Origin of the sequence: Bacillus mesophilum (genome assembly GCF_008923265.1) — a bacterium.
In the GTDB taxonomy this organism is placed as follows: domain Bacteria; phylum Bacillota; class Bacilli; order Bacillales; family Cytobacillaceae; genus Cytobacillus; species Cytobacillus mesophilum.
Window position 1 is genome coordinate 159,058 of the sequence record NZ_WBOT01000003.1, and the last position, 17,510, is coordinate 176,567.

The following is a 17,510-nucleotide window of genomic DNA, read 5'->3' on the forward strand; positions in this document are numbered from 1 at the left end:
CATGTCTACACTTTCTAAGGGAGAAGAACAATGAATAGAACGATGATCACGGCAACCAATACATTGGCACAGCTGCAGAAGCAAATGGACATTGTCAGCAACAATGTAGCCAACATTGATACAAATGGATTCAAAAGAAGAGAAGCGAACTTCACTGATCTGCTGTTTCAGCAATTTAACAATGGACCAGGTGCTCCAGGGGCAGGGGATGCTGGGAGGCTGACACCGAATGGCATTCGTCAGGGAACAGGTGCAAAGCTTGCGATTTCAAAGATTGTGATGGCGCAGGGCAACCTGAAAACAACGGATCGCCCGCTTGATATGGCGCTAACAGCAGAAGGACAGGTTTTCAGAGTGCTTGAGCAGAATGATAATGGTTCTGCCATTCGATATACAAGAGACGGTGCTTTTTATTTAACGCCGATCTCTCAAAACGAAACAATGCTTGTAACGGGAAATGGCTATCCTGTTCTGGATGAAAATAATAATCCAATCACCATTAACGCACAAGCTTCTAACTTTGCTCTTTCGGAAACAGGCAGACTAACCGTTGATGTCCCTGGCGGAGGAACGGCAAGTTATGATTTGGGAATTTCATATGTGAATAAGCCACAGTTTTTAGAACAAAAGGGCGGAAACCTATTAGGTCTGCCTGAAAATATGGCTGATCTGGGAGTAGAAGCAGAGGAGATTTTAACAGAGCTGAATGGACCTCTTCGTAATCAGATTGGAATCGCTCAAGGGGTATTAGAGCAATCCAATGTTGATTTATCAAAAGAGATGACCGAGCTGATCAATCTTCAGCGTTCCTACCAGTTTCAGTCCAGATCGATTTCGATGGCAGACCAAATGATGGGTCTAGTCAACGGAATTCGCTAAAGGAGCTTAGAACATGTCAGTAAACAGTCATAATCAAGAAGCGGCGAAAACGCGCGAACAAGTTAAAAAAGAACGAAAAGTAAACGAAGAAAAACCGCGTGCAAGACGGATCCGCATTCGTCTTATTCCGATCTGGCTTCGGATTATAATTGTCGCTGCCTTGATTGTAATCAGTGCCATTGCAGGTGCTGCAGTCGGGTATGGAGTCATGGGGGATGGCGATGCAAAGGACATCTTTAAAAAGTCAACCTGGACTCATATTATCGATCTCGTCGAAAAAGAATAAATTGTTAGCAGACTTTAATTAGGAGGTCTGCTTTTTTATGTTCGGAGGGTGAGCTGTAGTTCGGCGGAGATCTGGGTGTTTTCAGCGGATATATTGAAATAACGGCGGAAATAATTTTTTTAAAACAAAAACAGCTCTCTTCCTTGTTCTTTCCCTATTTAACTTTGCGGTTCAACGGGTTTTTTAGTACAATAATACCTAATAATAGGAGGAGGTACTAACAATGCTCGATATTACACAAATTAAAGAAATCATTCCGCATCGTTATCCGTTTTTGCTTATTGATAAAATGTTAGAGGTTGTGGAAGGGCAAAAAGCGATTGGCCTTAAAAATGTGACGGCGAATGAAGAGTTTTTTAATGGTCATTTCCCTGATTATCCAGTGATGCCTGGTGTCCTGATCGTTGAGGCTCTTGCACAAGTCGGAGCAGTTGCTATGCTAAAGAAAGAAGAGAATAGAGGCCGCCTTGCCTTCTTTACAGGCATTGATAACTGCCGCTTCAAACGCCAAGTAAAACCAGGAGACCAGCTTCGCCTTGAAGTTGAAATTATTCGTGTGAAAGGCCCAATCGGCAAAGGCAAAGGCACTGCAACCGTAGACGGTGAAATCGTATGCGAAGCAGAAATCATGTTTGCGTTGAAATAAGAATTAGGTATATGCTGGCTTAAATTTAAAATCAACTATAAACCCGAGTGATGAAAGAATAACATTTCTTATCACTCGGGTTTTTAATTTCTGCTGTTTCACATTACTTTTACACATGGTTGAAATGTAGTAATCGAAACCCTGCTGCTCAAAAAGAAAGAGCTGAGATCCTGTAGACTTGCTGGAGAGGATTTGCTTCCTCCCTTTTTTAGATGGGAAAAGTTAAATCATATAAATTAACCGCTTTCTTTACCAAATAAACTGGATATTATTGGACAACCAACCAGCGTTTATAACCTCTCCAAAAAGTGTATGTATGTAATATGCAAGGGCAAGATCAGAAATTAACTGCTTTTAAAATATTTCATGCAAGTTGTTTGTTGTTTTGGGAAACATAAAAAAAGACCGAATAACAGGTCGACAATAAACAGCGAAGAAAGGAGCTAACATTATGAATAACAAACTTTTAAAGATCGTTGGAGGTTCTCTGCTTTCAGCCATGCTTCTTACAGGATGCGGAAATGACGAGCAGGACCCGCCGCCAGAGGATAACAATGTGGAGGATCCAGCTGGTGACGAGGACATGGACATGGATATGGACATGAATGATGACAACAACGGCGATACAGATATGAACCAAGATGACAATAATGACGATGGAATCATGAATGACGAAGAAAATCCTGGCGAAGATATGATCGAAGATGAAATGGAAAACAACGACGAAGAAAACAATCAGTAATTCTAATTAAGGGACAGGCTTTAGGGCCTGTCCTTCTTCAAATAACCTGCTCAACAAGAAAAAGCTCAAACCTCCTCCAGTAACCCAAACACACACCAATATTCCTTTAAACAAAATTCGATACATGTTATGCTTAAAATAGTGTGACCTAAAGAAGAAAAGTAAGACATATTTTCTCTAATTATGTAAAAAACTATAGAGGAATCGACTATTTATGACACTTACTGTTTACTAATAACAATATTTTTATGGTATGATTACAAATAGACTTTATTCATTTGCAGAGCTTAGATTGGGGGTACTTTTAAAAGCATGGCGTTTAAAGATCTTTCGCAAGGAATCAAAATAAGTGTATCTCGTTCCATTACAACTTCTTTTGAACGGTATATGAGCAATATTCAATGGGACGAAGAGCAATTTGATATTCAGCGCTTTGTTTCAGAGTGGCAGGAGTATATACAGAATCATTCTTCCTGGTATAGTCAGGTCAGTGACGAAATGAAAGCCGACCCTGAATTTCATCAAGAACTTGCTGCGAAAATTAACGAAATAATCGAGAAAATCTTCTCAGAAAAGCCATCAGATGAACAAATGGAGGAGATCGAATCTCTCCAAAAGCAGACGGGCAAGGAAATGGACTATTCCTGTAAAATGGAAGCAAAATATGTGATTGAGCAATTGAAAAATGCTTAAGAATGTCACACTGCCGAATAAGGCATGATCGACCAAAAGTGACAGCACAATAAAAAAACAATCCTCATAAAGGGATTGTTTTTTTGTATTTAGTAAAGCTTTTATAGAAATCGTGCGGCATATAGCAACGTTATTTAGCGGCTAATTTCGGGCGGCTCCGCATCTTTAGTTTAAATTCATTCATGAGGTCTTCGCCAGTTAAACCTTGTGTTAATAGATCTTGGAGAAGAGTCTCAGCGAAATCACTTCTTGTGCGCTTTAATTGACCTTTAAATAAAATGCTAATATGGTCATCAAATTCGTTCATTGATAAAATGGTTGTTAAGAAAGCAGCCGGATCGTTTTCCTTTTTAGAAATGACTACTTGAACAACAAGTTCTTGATCTGACTTCTGCTGAAAATAGCTTTTATATTGACTGTTTATATATGTTTCCAAAAGCCATGTGCTATTCTCGTCTTCTTTATTAATGATCAAACCGTCATCAAGCTCAATATCCGTAAGCTTATCCTCTTCGACCACCTGCATAGAAACTAACTTAAACGTCTTCATGCGCGCTGCCTCCATTCGATCCTATTTATTAGTAAAAGTATAACACATTGGCGAATGAAAGCGAATTTTCCTAAAAGAATTGATCTAACGATTTTTTTGTCTGAAATTGTAAAATTGAATTATTAAAAGACAAAAACGTTATTTCTTACTAGAAAATATATAAGTATTTGCAATCGCTTCTGTCCAAAAATTAAATTTCGGCGATTTTACATATGCTGCAGATTTCCATTAAGCTGGGATCATCAAAAGAAAGGAGCTGGAAATACAAATGATTAATCAAGTCACCTTAGTTGGGCGTCTTACAAGAGATCCTGAGCTGAAGAGAACACAGGATGGCAAGCCGGTCACAAATGTGGTGCTGGCCGTCAATCGTCAATACAAAAACCAGCAGGGAGAAATTGACGCAGATTTTGTTCAATGCACACTATGGAAGAAAACGGCTGAGAACACAGCCTCCTATTGCAAAAAAGGCTCACTGATTGGCATTACAGGCAGAATCCAAACGAGGCACTATGAAAACAATGAACAAAAACGAGTTTATGTAACCGAGGTGGTTGCAGAGAGCGTACGTTTCCTTGAAAGACGGAAGGAACCAATTGAAGTACCAGCAGGAAGGGAGTTTTAACAAGTATGTATGATAGAGCTGCTTCAGATAACACCGTCGAATGCATGCTTGAGAGTTTGATTAGAATGCTGGGAAAATCGAATCAAAGAGTAGAAGAGCTGTCAAAAAGAGTGGGGCAGCTTGAGCTCATCATTCTTTCGCAATGCAAAAATGAGCATGCCCGCCAGCTGGTTGACATGGAGGAAGAAAGGAGAGAATTGACACATCAAAAAGCACAAAGCCAGCAAGCTCAATAAAGATGACATTCAATACTGCTAAAAGGAATTCCCCAAACACACCCTCATTAGAGAAAATCAAATAACGCCCCCAATCCCCATTTTCCAGTGCAGCTGCACTGGTTTTTTCTAACTGATTTTATAAGAATATAAATAATGCATTCACAAAATTGACATAAAAAAAGAGGAAAAACAAAGAAAAAAGGAGGATTATGGAAAGTTATAGGAGAAAAGAACTGAGAAGAAACACCCGGTTTACATGAGTAAATAATTTAGGAACGAGGAGGTGAAATCATGGAAGAGAAATTTCTTTTTTATAAAGGGGTTTGTAATGAAATTGACACGATGCATCGTCCAAGTTTTGGAGATGCGGTGCTTCTGAGTAAACGTCCAAAGATCAAATCCTACCAAAGACTCCCGCTAATAGAAAACATGCCGCTGACACTTCAATATAATACAAATCACCCAAAGAATCAGGTTCAATACCAACTACATAATAATCATTTAGAAATCTGTTTCCCTGAGCCAGATGGAAAGGAATTTTTCTATAGTATTTTAATTAAAGAGGGAAATTGGGTCAGCTATGTTTTAAATCCAGCAGCAAGAAAAAAACCACTGGCGAAAGGGAACGTGGATCGATTGCTATAAAAAAAGCAGGCGGGAACTTGAAATTTTTCCCGCTTGCTTTAAGCTAAATCAACTCAAATAAACAAGATCATGCAATTCATCATTTGAAAGCTCAGTAATCCAGCTTTCACTTTGAATAATCTGATCGTTTAAGGACTGTTTCTTCTCAAGCATCACATCTATTTTTTCCTCAAGAGTTCCAGTGCTGATCAGCTTATGAACATGAACAAATCGTTTTTGGCCAATCCGATAAGCGCGGTCAGTTGCCTGGTTCTCTACTGCTGGGTTCCACCAGCGGTCAAAATGGATGACATGACTTGCTGCTGTTAAGTTCAGCCCAGTTCCTCCGGCTTTTAGAGACAGAAGAAAGACAGGGAACTCTTCGTTTTGAAAACGGGCAATCATGTTGTCGCGCTCCTGTTTTGGCACACTCCCATTTAAGAATGGCACATCAAGCTGGAATTCATTTTTCAGCATCTGCTGAATAATCCTGCCCATCTCAATATACTGAGTAAAAATAAGACAGCTTTCCCCTTGTTCCCGAACAGCGCTAATCAGCTCATGCAGCTTTTCGAGCTTAGAAGAACGCGAAAGGATGGATTTTGGTTTTTCTTCTTTTAAATACAGTCCTGGATGGTTGCATAATTGTTTTAAGCGGCCAAGCAGCTGCAGGACCATACCGCGGCGTTCAAGCCCGGTTAATGTTTCGATTTGCGCAAACGTATCGCGGACAAGCTGTTCATATAGGGAAGCCTGCTCGGCTGTCAGCGGGCAATATTCCTTTTGCTCGAGCTTATCCGGTAAATTCAGAGCAACCTCTTCATCCCGTTTCGTCCTTCTCAAAAGGAAGGGGCGAATATAGGCTTGAAGCTGGCGAACCTTGTCCTTATCGTCGTCCTTTTCGATGGGCAGAACATATTTATTTTGAAATTGTCCAAGACTGCCGAGATAGCCGTGGTTGGTGAAGTCGAAAATGGACCATAGCTCCGATAAGCGGTTTTCCATAGGTGTTCCGGTAAGAGCAATATGGTGTTTACCCTTTAATTTGCGCACTGCTCTTGATTGCTTTGTCCCAGCATTTTTAATATTTTGGGCTTCATCAATGGAAATAGAGCTCCAATCCATCGCTTCAAACTCCTCAAGATCTAAGTGTGTCAGACCATAAGAGGTAAGGACCACATCTGCACCATGACAGGTCTCAGCAAATGCTTCACCTTTTGGACGATTTGGACCGTAATGCAAATAAACGTTCATGTCTGGTGCAAATCGTTCGATCTCTTTTTGCCAGTTGCCAAGCACGGAGGTCGGACAAATAATCAATGCCGGTCCTTCTTCCATCTCCCGTACTTTTAAAAGGTAAGAAATAAGCTGAATCGTTTTTCCTAACCCCATATCATCGGCGAGAATCGCGCCAAATCCGTACCGGCGCAGAAACAGAAGCCAGCTCATTCCGAGCTGCTGATACGGACGAAGCTCGCCGTGGAAGCCTTCTGCATTATCAGCTAAAGGAATCTCCTTCAGATTTCTCAGCTGCTTGATCATCTGCTTCCATTGACGATTTAATTCAATTTGAATGCGTGCATAGCTTTGCGGATTTTCAAGCTCTTCATCATATCCAGCTTCCTCCGCTAAAAGCTCTTGTTCAATAAGATCCCGTACATGCAAGCCTTCCTTTTCCGCTCTTTTCATCATATCCTGAATATGACGAATAAACTGCGGATCGAGCTTGATCCAGCGGCCGCGAATGTATACAAGCTTTCTTTTTTCCTCGACCATGCCGTGAAATTCTTCCTCGGTCAAATCGACTCCATTCATTGAAATGCGCCAGTCATAATCCAGCATCGACTGAAGGCCAACAAAGGAAGGGCGATGACTTTGAGAGCTCTTTACCCGTGCTTTCACCTTCATGCTCGCATTTTTCATGGCTTGCCACCAGGAAGGAAGCAGAATGTCCACACCTAGTGCAAGCAATGTTTCACTAGCTTCTGTTAGGAACATCCAAGCCTCATCTTCAGTCAGAAAAGAGGTAATCCCATTTTTACCATTACTAAGCCATGGAAACAGCTTTAGCCATCTCTCGAGCTCAAGCTCTACTTTATCTTCATGGTCATGCCAATCTGTTTGATAATTAGAGTAGTCTTTATAATCGGCAAAAAGTTCAGGGTCAGCCTTTCCGCGCAGAAAAACCGTCACATTCCAATGAAGTTCTGCTTCACCAGGCTCCTCAAGCTTAAGACCAATCGTAAAAGGCGTATCGTCTTCTTTGATCCCCATCCAGCGCTGAAAGCTTTCTTCATCAAAATAGGCAGCAAGATGCGCTGCGGATAAATGTTCACTGTTCAGCTTCTCAAGTTTTTCGCCAAAGCTTGAACGTGCTTCCCGGTTGCGGTTTAAATATTCTCCGAGTGCATAATGGAACATGTCACCGATGAAGTTTTGTACAGGGATACCCTCCACATTCTGCTCCCAAAAGGATGGATCAAATTCATGCAGTACATTCTTAGGCAGCTCCCAGCGAAACTCATCTTGTTCCCAGACGGAAAAGTCGGGAATCCAATCCTTATGAATAATTGAATCATATAAGGCTGGAGCAGCTGCGAGACAAAGCTGTGTATATTCATCCCAATCCCATTCAATCAGCTTATTGAACTGTTCTGCAGAAAAAAGCGAAACAAGCTCCCATCCGTTTAACAATACGCCGCTAACGCCGTTTCGGTTGTCCTCCGTCAGCATGGTTCCATAAAAGCTGCCTGCATGACGGCCAAAGAGCAGCTGTTTCCAGTGATGAGGATCATATGGAGCTCCATATTCGTCCACGGCATAAAGGAAGTAACGGCCATCAGCAGCTCTATCCAATTTAATATGAAGATATCTTGTTTTAAGCATCAATCAGCTTACCCCTTTTGCACTCTTCCTGAAAGGCGCGAAGGCGCTTTGTTTTAAGTAAAATCTCATCAAGATAAAGCGACCAGTCATCCATTCGCTTCAGCTTTTTGTAAAGCGTGCGCAGTTTCTTCATTTTCCTGACAGCCGCTTTATAATGATCACGGTTTTTCATATCAATATCACTCTGAATTCCATGGTGATAAAGAGGGAGAAGGATGATTGGATCGGCCTTTTCTAATGTTTTAATCCGGTCATTTTGCAGGATTCCCATATCAAAACCAATATACGCCTGCAAATCGCCCCATTTTTCGTATTCCTGATTTTCAAAAAGAAGGTATTCATACTCGTTATAACTGTATGGCAGAGTTTCCTCAAGTGCACGCTCGAAAAGATCCATGCTGCCGGTTTCAGTACAGAATGGAGAGATAACCTTAATCGCCAATCTGGTAAAATCGCGGCAAGTGTAGTAATCAGGCTGCTGCTGCAAGTAATCGTGCAGCTTGCTGATAAACACTTCTAGATATAAGCCTGCCCGCTTCCAATCCTTTTGCGAATTCAGCGTCTCGATCCAATAAAGCATATAGGTGGTAAGGCTGGGATCCTTCTCGCTAAGGGCACGTAAGGCATCTTCATCCTGCCGCAGCAGAAAATCAATATGAATTGCTGCAGCACTTAGAGAGAAGGAGTGGGAATCGTTGCTTTCCTGCAGTCTTTCACGTTCATCCTGACGCCAGTTTTTTTTCGTGAAGAAGGTCGTCCAGAGAATTCGATACAGATGAATCCGTTCATACTCTAATGGAACATCTCCCTTTAAAATCTCTATGGAATCAACTTTCATTCTTTCAATAAATTCATCAAAGGCAAATGGAAAAGACTGCGCGGATAAAGTCCTCATTCGTTCGAAAACATCGTCCATGATCGACTGAAACACATGGCCATAATAACGGTGAATCACAGCCTCTTCATATTCTAATCGCTGTGATAAGTCTGCGAGCTTCCGGAATGTGTAGATAGAGCCAATCAGCTCGTATAAAAGGCGCCATTCCCGCTCAGCAGGCGCTCCTGCTCGTAAGCGGCGTATATAAATAGAATAGATTTCAGGAATAATGTAAGGTTTAATAATGCCTTTGCTATAAAAAAGCTCCTCGAAGCTAATTTCAAACGTTTCAATCCATTTATCATAAGAAGGCTTCATCATACCTGCTGTTTTCAGCAAGTCGCGTGCTTTCTGCAGACCCCAGCCTTTAGCATCCTGCATTTCCTTCAGCGGTCTGCGCCATTCTTCAACCCATTCGGAAACACTGTGTGCCCGCGAAAGCAATTGAAGAAACACAGCCATTTGATGCCGGCAAAACCCATCGGCAGGACAGGAGCATTCACTCATTGAAAAAAAATCAAGATTGAGCAAAACATTCGCTGGCGTCACATCCTGAACTACGGCCGAGATGGTTTCGCCTTGTACACTAAGGCTGCCGACAAGTCCTTGCCGATACAGCATCAGACCTTTATGGACAAGCTTTACATCATCCTCGGCATCTGCATGAAGCATGCCCTTAAGTTCTTGAGAAGCAAGCTGCAACGGCTCCTCTAAATGCTCTGGAATTCCTCTCATCCTGCCAAGCCTCCTTTTAATTCCACGGTCAATAATGAAAAGTGAGGTGGCGGTCACCTCATTTTCTGCATTTCTTTATTATAACATTTCAAAGTGGGAGGTAGAAGGGAAGACAAAAAACCAGCGATCAAACGCAAAAAAAGCTGCCTTAATAAAGGCAGCAAAAACTGTTTTATTCAATAAAAACGTTTAAATCCATCAAAGTGTTTTTGATAATAAGCACTGTTGATGTTTGAAATGGTGACTCCAAGTGTTGAATCTGCATGGATAAATTCATCATTTCCTAAGTAAATGCCCATATGAGAAATTCCTTTGCGATACGTATTTTCGAAAAAGACAATATCGCCAGGCTGCGGCGTGGATACATAGTAGGAGCGGCTATAATAGCCATCCGTTGAATACCGGCCCATTTGTGAACCAGTCTGCTTTAGTACGTAATAGATGAATCCGCTGCAGTCAAACCCAGTTAATGTTGATCCGCCCCAGATATAAGGTGTGCCTAGAAGGTTTTTAGCAGCTGAGATGATTTCCTGCACGTCCTTTGGAACCTGAACGGCAGGACCTTCAGGAGCAATTGCCGTATTTTTCTGAAGCATCAGCACTTGTCCAACAAAAATATAATCGCCGCTTAAGCCATTCCACTTTCTCAAGTCGCTTACACTTGTTTTCGTCTGTGCAGCAATTTTACTTAATGTATCACCCTTTTTTACCATGTATTGTGTAAGAGCAGGTGCTGGCTGTGAAGGCTGAGCTGGTTTCACTTCTTCTTTTGGTCCCTGGCTGGATGAAGATGTGACTTTCAATGTTTGCCCTGGGAAAATAAGATGTGTCGTCAGTCCATTTAAATTCATCAATGTTTGCAGACTTATATTATGTTTTACAGCAATTTTTGATAGGGTGTCGCCTGATGCCACTATGTATGTATGTGTTACGGGTTTACTGCTGGGCTTGCTTGGCTCTTTTACAGCGGGAGGAGCTGGTTTTGTGGCAGGAGCTGTTACAGTTTTAACGATTTTAATAGGCTGATTGATCTTTAAAAAATCTGAAGATAATCCGTTTATACTCTTAAGCTCTGCAACAGAAACACTATATTTCTTTGATAACTGCCAAAGTGTATCTCCTTTTTGAACCACATGCGTATCGGCGGAAGCATGGGCTGCATAAGCAGAAGAGATGATCGCCATTGCAGCAATAGATACGATTTCCTTTTTCACTCTCTTAATCTCTCCTTCTATTAGATCGGGTGTTTTCTCCTAATATCGGCATAAAAGTGGAAAGTTTTACTGAAAATAGGTTTATTTTCATAAAAAATTTCATTCTTTTTATACTATCGAATAATAATCTCCTGGGAAAAAGATCACAAATCTGCCTGCTTAGAAGAATATAGGAGTGCGCTTAAACCTCTGGCTACAGTATTCTGGCTTGCTGACCGCTGCATTTTCTTTATCTGTTGATGTCGAATATGGGTTATGGAGAGCCCTTGATGGCTGGAATGGGTGGCATAAATTACTTGAGGTGTAATCTAGCGCACTTATATAGACTTTTGTTATACTGTAAAACGTAAGAATTGTGTTTAAAACCTATTGAATACAAATATATCTTGCAAATATACAATTGATAGGTGGAAAAAAGAATGAATGAAAAGAATTATCGTGTATTACTGTATTACATGTATGTCCCAATTGAAAATCCTGAAGAATATGCGCAAGAGCATCTTGCTTTTTGCCAGGAGCTTGGCTTAAAAGGAAGAATTCTAATCGCTGATGAGGGTATTAACGGAACAGTTTCAGGTACAGTTGAACAGACAGATCAATATATGGCTGCAATGAAAGCTGATCCTCGCTTTGCTGAAATGATTTTCAAGATTGATGAAGCAGAGGAACATGCCTTTAAGAAAATGAAGGTTCGCCATCGCAAGGAGCTCGTTACACTTCGTCTTGAAGATGATGTGAATCCAAATGAATTGACTGGGCAATATTTAAGCCCAAAAGAGTTTTATGAGCGTTTAAATGATGAAGACACTGTGGTCCTAGATGCGCGCAATGACTATGAGTATGATCTTGGTCATTTCCGCGGTGCGATCAGACCGGATATCATAAACTTCCGTGACCTTCCACAATGGGTGCGTGAAAATAAAGAATTGCTTGGAGATAAGAAAATTGTTACGTATTGCACAGGCGGAATCCGCTGTGAAAAATTCTCAGGCTGGCTGTTGAAAGAAGGCTTTAAAGACGTTGCTCAGCTTCATGGCGGCATCGTCACATACGGCCAAGATCCAGAAGTCCAAGGTGAGCTTTGGGATGGGCAGCTGTATGTATTCGATGAAAGAATTGGCGTACCTGTCAATCAGAAAGAGCATGTGGTCGTCGGCCGCGATTATTTTTCAGGCGAACCTTGTGAGCGTTATGTGAACTGTGCAAACCCTGCCTGCAACAAAAAAATCTTATGCTCTGAAGAAAATGAGCATAAATATATGCGCAGCTGCTCAGATGAATGCCGTACAAACCCGAGCAACCGCTATATTATTCAGCACGAATTGAGCGAGGAAGAAGTACAGAATCGTTTAGAAAAAATCGAAGCGTAAAACATGAATAAGAAGGGGCATTCAGATTGGATGCCCTTTTTCCTGCTATTCTTTATTGGAAAGCTGATTAATAACCTTTTCAAGCTTTTCGTCTACAACACTTGCATCATCTATATGCTGCTTCAGCAAAGCATTTACTTCATCAAAAATATGTTTCGTCTTGCTGATTTCGTCTGCTGTTTCCTGAGATTGATGTGTCTGCTTGCCGATTTGCTGAATGACTTCACCAACCTCTTTTTGTACTGCAGTAATGATGCTGCTGATGGAATCAATCGCTGTAGTTGAACCGCTGCTGATCTTCATTCCTTCTTGAATGAGATTGGAGCTTTGCAGGGTTGATTGCAGAGTTGCCCCAATATCCTGCTGAATGTTTTTAGTCAAACTGCTAATATTTGCTGTGCTCTCAGCTGTATTTTCCGCCAGTTTCCTAACTTCCTCTGCAACAACAGCAAACCCTTTCCCTTGTTCTCCTGCACGAGCAGCTTCTATCGAAGCATTCAAGGCAAGCAGATTGGTTTGATCAGCAATCTCTTTAATTACTTTTACAATCATTTCAATTTCCTTCGATCGCTCATTGAGCTGCTCCATTTTACGGGAATTTTCCTCTAATTGAGCGCCAAGCTGCTTCATCAGTTCTTCGGATTTTAAGATAGAAGCTCTCCCATCGTTTGAACGCGATACCATTTCCCCGGCAGAATGAATGAGAACCTCTCCTTTTTGTGAGAGGTCTTTTGAATTTAGAACGGAGTCTTCACTTAATGACTTAACATGATCAAAATGAGTTTTAATGCTGCCAACTAATGAGCCAAGTGTATGATGCTGTCCATTTACCAATTCGTGCTGATGCAGGGTGTGCTGTAAGTCATGGAGAAACTCGGAAATAGTCAGTTGCAGTGCGACTTCTTTAAATGCCATTTCTTCCTCAACTTGCTTTCGAATGGAATCTTCTAACTCTTTCCGATCTAACTCTAGCATTTTTGTTTTTTTCTTTCCTATCAGCAGCATGTAATTACCCCAATCCCTATGATTTTTGGTCGTCTTTTCTATTATATCGCCACTATTTCCTATCAATTGTGCTTCATATCACTCATTTTTAAATATTTCCGGGGAAATTGTTGAAGATGGTTGAAAGTTGTTGAAATAATGAGAATAAAGACTTAAGATAAAAGTAACAGATGTTTAAAGGCAAACTTATTGAAAAATAAGGACGCAAAGCCGCGAATCTAAGGTCTGATTGACATTCTCTACCTTTGGCATGGAAGTAATGACGATTAGTCTTGCTGCCGAAAAGAAGAGGTGTCTCTAATTATATTGGACTATGATGGTCGGGCTGCCAGCATGAACGGGTGTTAAAAAAATAGACAAGGAGAGAGGACGATGGAGGTATTATTTGGAACAGTAGCTTACTTTGAACAGGAAATTCGGCGTCATGTTTTAAAGGAAGAGAAAAATAAAATTGTTCAGATTGCCGAAAATCTGGAATTAGACCTTAAGTTTAACTTCGTTTGCCATGAAGACTTAAGAAAAGAATGCCTGCAAAATCTTTCACAGGCTTCAAAAAAACTGCTTCAAGCCACGGATCAAAAGCTAGAAAAGATTCCCTGCTAGAAACGTAAATTTACTGAACTTATACTTTGCTCTATTTTTCATTAATAAGAATGCCATTAGCGCATATATATAATAGCTGAACTTGCCCAGACATCTAGTATTTGCCTGTGCAGGTTCAGCTTTTTTCATTAGTGAAAACTTTTCATCATACGTTCATTTTCAGAATGAGCAACTTGTAGAAATTTGTCTAATGAGAATGATAAAATAGAATACAGTAGGAGGGGGATTCATGAGAAAAAGATGGTTACTGGCTGCTTCTTTCCTTATTTTTATCGTTTTAGCAGGCTGTTCAAAAGAACCTATGCCTCAAGATCAGTTTTCGCAATATATTAAACATTGGAATAACCAAGAATTTACCGAGATGTATCGTTTACTCTCTGCAAAAGCAAAGGAAACCATATCAGAGGATGACTTTGTAGATCGATATGAAAAAGTGTATAAAGACCTGCAAATCTCTGAAGTAGAGGTTACATCGAATGCAGACGAAGAACAGGAATTTGCGGAAGCAAGCGCAGCACTTCCCTTTTATGCATCTATGAATAGTGCTGCAGGAAAAATAGAATTTACACATGATGCAACACTTATAAAGGAAGAGCATGAGGATGAGGTAAATTGGTTTGTAGAATGGGATACAACGCTTATTTTCCCGGAGCTCGGTGCTAATGACAAAATAAACTATACATCTATCCCGGCCCAGCGCGGTGATATAATTGATCGCACCGGCGATATGCTTGCTTTTAATGGCACACTATATGAAATCGGCATCGTGCCAGAGGAAATGGGAAATACTGAGGAAACAACCATTAAAGGACTGTCTCAGAGCTTAGGAATTTCCGAGGAGAGTATTGAAAATGCCCTGAATGCTGATTGGGTGCAACCTGGTCATTTTGTACCGATCAAAAGGGTTTCCCCTGATAATGAAAGGCTTCTAAATGAAGTATTTTCTCTGCCTGGTGTTTTAAAACAGGATGTGAAAGGCAGAGTCTATCCAGCTGGTGAATCAGCAGCACATTTGATTGGGTATGTTGGTCCCATTACTGCTGAGGAACTGGAAAAAAATGAAGGCAAAGGCTATTCCAGTACAGATCTAGTCGGAAAAAGGGGTCTTGAACAAGTACTGGAAGAGCGGCTAAAAGGAACAAACGGGATTAAAATCAGTATTACGAAAGAAGACGAATCAGAGATAGTGCTGGCGGAGAAGCCGGTTGAAAATGGAGAAAAGATTCAGCTGACAATTGATTTAACTGTTCAAGAGGATCTATATGAGGAATTGAAGGGCAGTGCCGGCACTGCATCCGCCATTGACCCAGTTACAGGTGCGACAATGGCGTTAGTAAGCAGTCCAAGCTTTGACCCAAATGCTGCTTCATTAGGTTTAACAGCACAAGAGTGGAAGACGCTCGAAGAAAATGAGCAGCAACCACTCCTTAATCGTTTCAGCCATAACTATGTGCCAGGTTCAGTTATGAAGCCAATCACAGGAGCAGTTGGCCTTGAAGAGGGAGTCACCACAGCAGGCGAAACAAAGAATATTAAAGGCCTGCGCTGGCAAAAGGACACCTCATGGGGAAGTTATCGAGTCACACGGGTAAAGGATCCGGGTTCACCAGTCAATTTCGACCAGGCTATGATGTACTCTGACAACATTTATTTTGCTCAAGAAGCATTGCAGTTAGGCAAGGATTCTTTCATGGAAGGTTTAAAAGCATTCGGCTTTGAAGAAGAAATTCCATATGTGTATCCGCTTCAATCTTCACATACGGGCAATATGGACACTGAAATAAAACTGGCTGATTCCGGTTATGGCCAAGGAGAAGTGGAAATGAATATCCTCCACCTTGCTGCCAGCTACACACCATTCATAAATAAAGGTTCACTCATTAAGCCGGTACTGCTAGAAAGCGAAGAAAAAAATCAAGTTTGGAAAGAAAATATCATTAGTGAAGAAACCGTAGCTGTAATGAATTCGGCTTTACGAAAAGTCATCCAAGAGCCAGGCGGAACAGGCCGTGCTGCGAAAATGGATGATTACCCGCTCGCCGGAAAAACCGGCACAGCCGAGCTTAAGTTAAATGTAGGCATGAAAGGTCAGGAAAATGGGATGTTTGTTGCCTACAATCCAGATTCGCCAAAGCTGCTCATTGCCATGATGATTGAAAGTGTAGAAGACGCAGGCGGATCCGGCATCGTTGTAGAAAAAGTGAAAAATGTATTTGAGAAGAATATGGAAAGGTTCTAAACGGATAGGTCAAGAGGGAAAAACTCTTGGCTTCTTTTTTTGTTGGGGGATAACGGATGAAGATGTTTTTGCGTTTGGTTGGAGGGGATTTTTGCAGTTTGATAGGATAAATGAAAAATTTGATAGGAAACGGCTGCGAATTGATAGGAAAGCCGAAAATTTTGATAGGAAAACCGAGAATTTTGATGGAAAAACCAAAAATATTGATAGGAACCGAGTCCTGCCCTTCCTTAAAAAGGAGTATCATTCCGTTTTTTTAGAGAAGAATAATAAAATTGAGCCCTATCGCTTATAAAATTAGCCAAGAAATACCTCAAACTGTTAAAATGATCGAAAAAACCTTACAAATGATCGAAAAACAAAGTGAAATGATCGAAAAGCTCTCCGGAATGATCGAAATACAAACCCAAATGACCGAAAAACACGTACAAATGACCGAACCCCATCGATACGCGCTTTTCTGTCATTTAAAAACCAAAGTACCATCAAAAATCATCCATTCAGCTCAGTAAAAACAGAAAATTTCCACCCGAGGAGGGGAATACATACATGCTCAACCAATATTTCCAAAAAACAATCCAACGAATTCAGCTTGTCCAGCAAAATGAAAAGGAAAAGATGATCAAGGCTGCTGAAAAGGTAGCGGCTTCTATCCAAAACGGCGGAATCATCCAGCTGTTTGGCTGTGGGCATTCGCATATTTTAACAGAAGAAGTATTTTATCGCGCAGGCGGTCTTGTGCCAATCAATCCTATTCTCATTGAGCCGCTTATGCTTCATGAGGGAGCGCTAAGATCTTCTCAGTTAGAGCGTAAAAATGATTATGTTGCACCCATTCTAGAACAGTTTGAAATCCGGCCAGAGGATATCGTATTTGTGTTATCAACATCAGGCAGAAACCCTGTACCCGTCGACGTAGCATTGCAAGCGAAAAAGAGAGGAGCATATGTCATCGCTCTCACATCGATGGAATATTCTAAGAGTCAGCCGTCCAGACACAATAGCGGCAAGCATCTTTATAATTCTGTCGATTTAGCCATTGACAACTACTCTGTAAAAGGAGACGCGATCCTTTCCTATGAAAAAGTAAAGGTGCCATTTGCTCCAACCTCAACCGCAGTTGGATCCGTCATCCTTAATGCCATCTTTGCCGAAGCCATCAAACTCATGGCCGACAATGGCTTCGAGCCGCCCATCTTCCTAAGCGGCAACATCGATGGGTCCGATGAACATAACGAAAAACTCATCCAGAAATATCATGATAGAATCCCTTTATTGAAATAACTATGGACAACGAAAAAGACACAATTAGCACTAT

General features: G+C 41.1%; 17 protein-coding genes, 1 pseudogene and 1 riboswitch. Of the genes and pseudogenes, 13 read left to right on the forward strand and 5 right to left on the reverse strand.

What is annotated here, in order from left to right:
* Positions 1–30: 30 nt before the first annotated feature.
* The 5 genes from F7732_RS10560 (at position 31) to F7732_RS10580 (ending at position 3,246) form a co-directional block, all read left to right on the forward strand.
* Entirely contained in the window at positions 31–879 is an 849-nt protein-coding gene (locus F7732_RS10560) for a flagellar hook-basal body protein (RefSeq protein WP_151573830.1), read from the forward strand.
* A gap of 13 nt (positions 880–892) precedes the next feature.
* Positions 893–1,165, forward strand: coding sequence for a DNA-directed RNA polymerase subunit beta (locus F7732_RS10565; RefSeq protein WP_151573831.1), 273 nt, complete (start codon positions 893–895; stop codon positions 1,163–1,165).
* 223 nt (positions 1,166–1,388) lie between these two features.
* Positions 1,389–1,811 (forward strand): 3-hydroxyacyl-ACP dehydratase FabZ, encoded by a 423-nt coding sequence (fabZ, locus tag F7732_RS10570; RefSeq protein WP_151573832.1) that lies wholly within the window; start codon positions 1,389–1,391, stop codon positions 1,809–1,811.
* A 451-nt stretch (positions 1,812–2,262) separates the two neighbouring features.
* Positions 2,263–2,553 (forward strand): hypothetical protein, encoded by a 291-nt coding sequence (locus tag F7732_RS10575; RefSeq protein ID WP_151573833.1) that lies wholly within the window; start codon positions 2,263–2,265, stop codon positions 2,551–2,553.
* Between the two features lie 312 nt (positions 2,554–2,865).
* Entirely contained in the window at positions 2,866–3,246 is a 381-nt protein-coding gene (locus F7732_RS10580; RefSeq protein WP_151573834.1) for a hypothetical protein, read from the forward strand.
* A gap of 130 nt (positions 3,247–3,376) precedes the next feature.
* Here the strand turns inward: F7732_RS10580 and F7732_RS10585 are convergent, their stop codons facing one another.
* On the reverse strand, positions 3,377–3,796 hold the full coding sequence (locus tag F7732_RS10585) for a YwpF-like family protein (RefSeq protein ID WP_151573835.1): 420 nt from the start codon (positions 3,794–3,796) through the stop codon (positions 3,377–3,379).
* A gap of 268 nt (positions 3,797–4,064) precedes the next feature.
* Between F7732_RS10585 and ssb the strand changes: the two genes are divergently transcribed.
* The 3 genes from ssb to F7732_RS10600 all read left to right on the forward strand — a co-directional run bounded on the left by ssb (position 4,065) and on the right by F7732_RS10600 (position 5,284).
* Complete coding sequence (ssb, locus tag F7732_RS10590) at positions 4,065–4,421, forward strand: single-stranded DNA-binding protein (protein ID WP_151573836.1); 357 nt, start codon at positions 4,065–4,067, stop codon at positions 4,419–4,421.
* A gap of 5 nt (positions 4,422–4,426) precedes the next feature.
* Positions 4,427–4,657: a hypothetical protein gene (locus F7732_RS10595; RefSeq protein WP_151573837.1), complete on the forward strand. Its 231-nt coding sequence runs from the start codon at positions 4,427–4,429 to the stop codon at positions 4,655–4,657.
* 273 nt (positions 4,658–4,930) lie between these two features.
* Positions 4,931–5,284, forward strand: coding sequence for a hypothetical protein (locus F7732_RS10600; protein WP_151573838.1), 354 nt, complete (start codon positions 4,931–4,933; stop codon positions 5,282–5,284).
* 48 nt (positions 5,285–5,332) lie between these two features.
* Here F7732_RS10600 and F7732_RS10605 read toward each other — a convergent pair whose 3' ends face one another.
* The 3 genes from F7732_RS10605 to F7732_RS10615 all read right to left on the reverse strand — a co-directional run bounded on the left by F7732_RS10605 (position 5,333) and on the right by F7732_RS10615 (position 10,975).
* Complete coding sequence (locus F7732_RS10605; RefSeq protein ID WP_151574489.1) at positions 5,333–8,149, reverse strand: DEAD/DEAH box helicase; 2,817 nt, start codon at positions 8,147–8,149, stop codon at positions 5,333–5,335.
* Positions 8,142–9,761, reverse strand: a complete 1,620-nt coding sequence (locus F7732_RS10610; protein ID WP_151573839.1) for an SWIM zinc finger family protein — start codon at positions 9,759–9,761, stop codon at positions 8,142–8,144. The genes F7732_RS10605 and F7732_RS10610 overlap by 8 nt, the downstream gene beginning before the upstream one ends.
* Positions 9,762–9,937: 176 nt before the next feature.
* Positions 9,938–10,975, reverse strand: coding sequence for a C40 family peptidase (locus tag F7732_RS10615; RefSeq protein WP_151573840.1), 1,038 nt, complete (start codon positions 10,973–10,975; stop codon positions 9,938–9,940).
* A gap of 419 nt (positions 10,976–11,394) precedes the next feature.
* On the opposite strand from F7732_RS10615, the gene trhO reads away from it, so the two are divergent.
* On the forward strand, positions 11,395–12,345 hold the full coding sequence (gene trhO / locus F7732_RS10620) for an oxygen-dependent tRNA uridine(34) hydroxylase TrhO (RefSeq protein ID WP_151573841.1): 951 nt from the start codon (positions 11,395–11,397) through the stop codon (positions 12,343–12,345).
* Positions 12,346–12,390: 45 nt separating this feature from the next.
* Here the strand turns inward: trhO and F7732_RS23445 are convergent.
* Positions 12,391–12,927: pseudogene (locus F7732_RS23445) on the reverse strand (methyl-accepting chemotaxis protein); the annotation flags it as partial.
* A 592-nt stretch (positions 12,928–13,519) separates the two neighbouring features.
* Positions 13,520–13,633: riboswitch (cyclic di-GMP riboswitch) on the forward strand.
* 89 nt (positions 13,634–13,722) lie between these two features.
* Here F7732_RS23445 and F7732_RS10630 point away from each other — a divergent pair.
* From F7732_RS10630 to F7732_RS10645, 4 genes are all read left to right on the forward strand, one after another.
* Positions 13,723–13,953: a hypothetical protein gene (locus F7732_RS10630; protein ID WP_151573842.1), complete on the forward strand. Its 231-nt coding sequence runs from the start codon at positions 13,723–13,725 to the stop codon at positions 13,951–13,953.
* A 229-nt stretch (positions 13,954–14,182) separates the two neighbouring features.
* Positions 14,183–16,192 (forward strand): penicillin-binding transpeptidase domain-containing protein, encoded by a 2,010-nt coding sequence (locus F7732_RS10635; RefSeq protein WP_151573843.1) that lies wholly within the window; start codon positions 14,183–14,185, stop codon positions 16,190–16,192.
* 275 nt (positions 16,193–16,467) lie between these two features.
* Complete coding sequence (locus F7732_RS10640) at positions 16,468–16,704, forward strand: hypothetical protein (protein ID WP_151573844.1); 237 nt, start codon at positions 16,468–16,470, stop codon at positions 16,702–16,704.
* A 37-nt stretch (positions 16,705–16,741) separates the two neighbouring features.
* Positions 16,742–17,476, forward strand: coding sequence for an SIS domain-containing protein (locus tag F7732_RS10645; protein WP_151573845.1), 735 nt, complete (start codon positions 16,742–16,744; stop codon positions 17,474–17,476).
* The last annotated feature ends 34 nt before the right edge of the window (positions 17,477–17,510 follow it).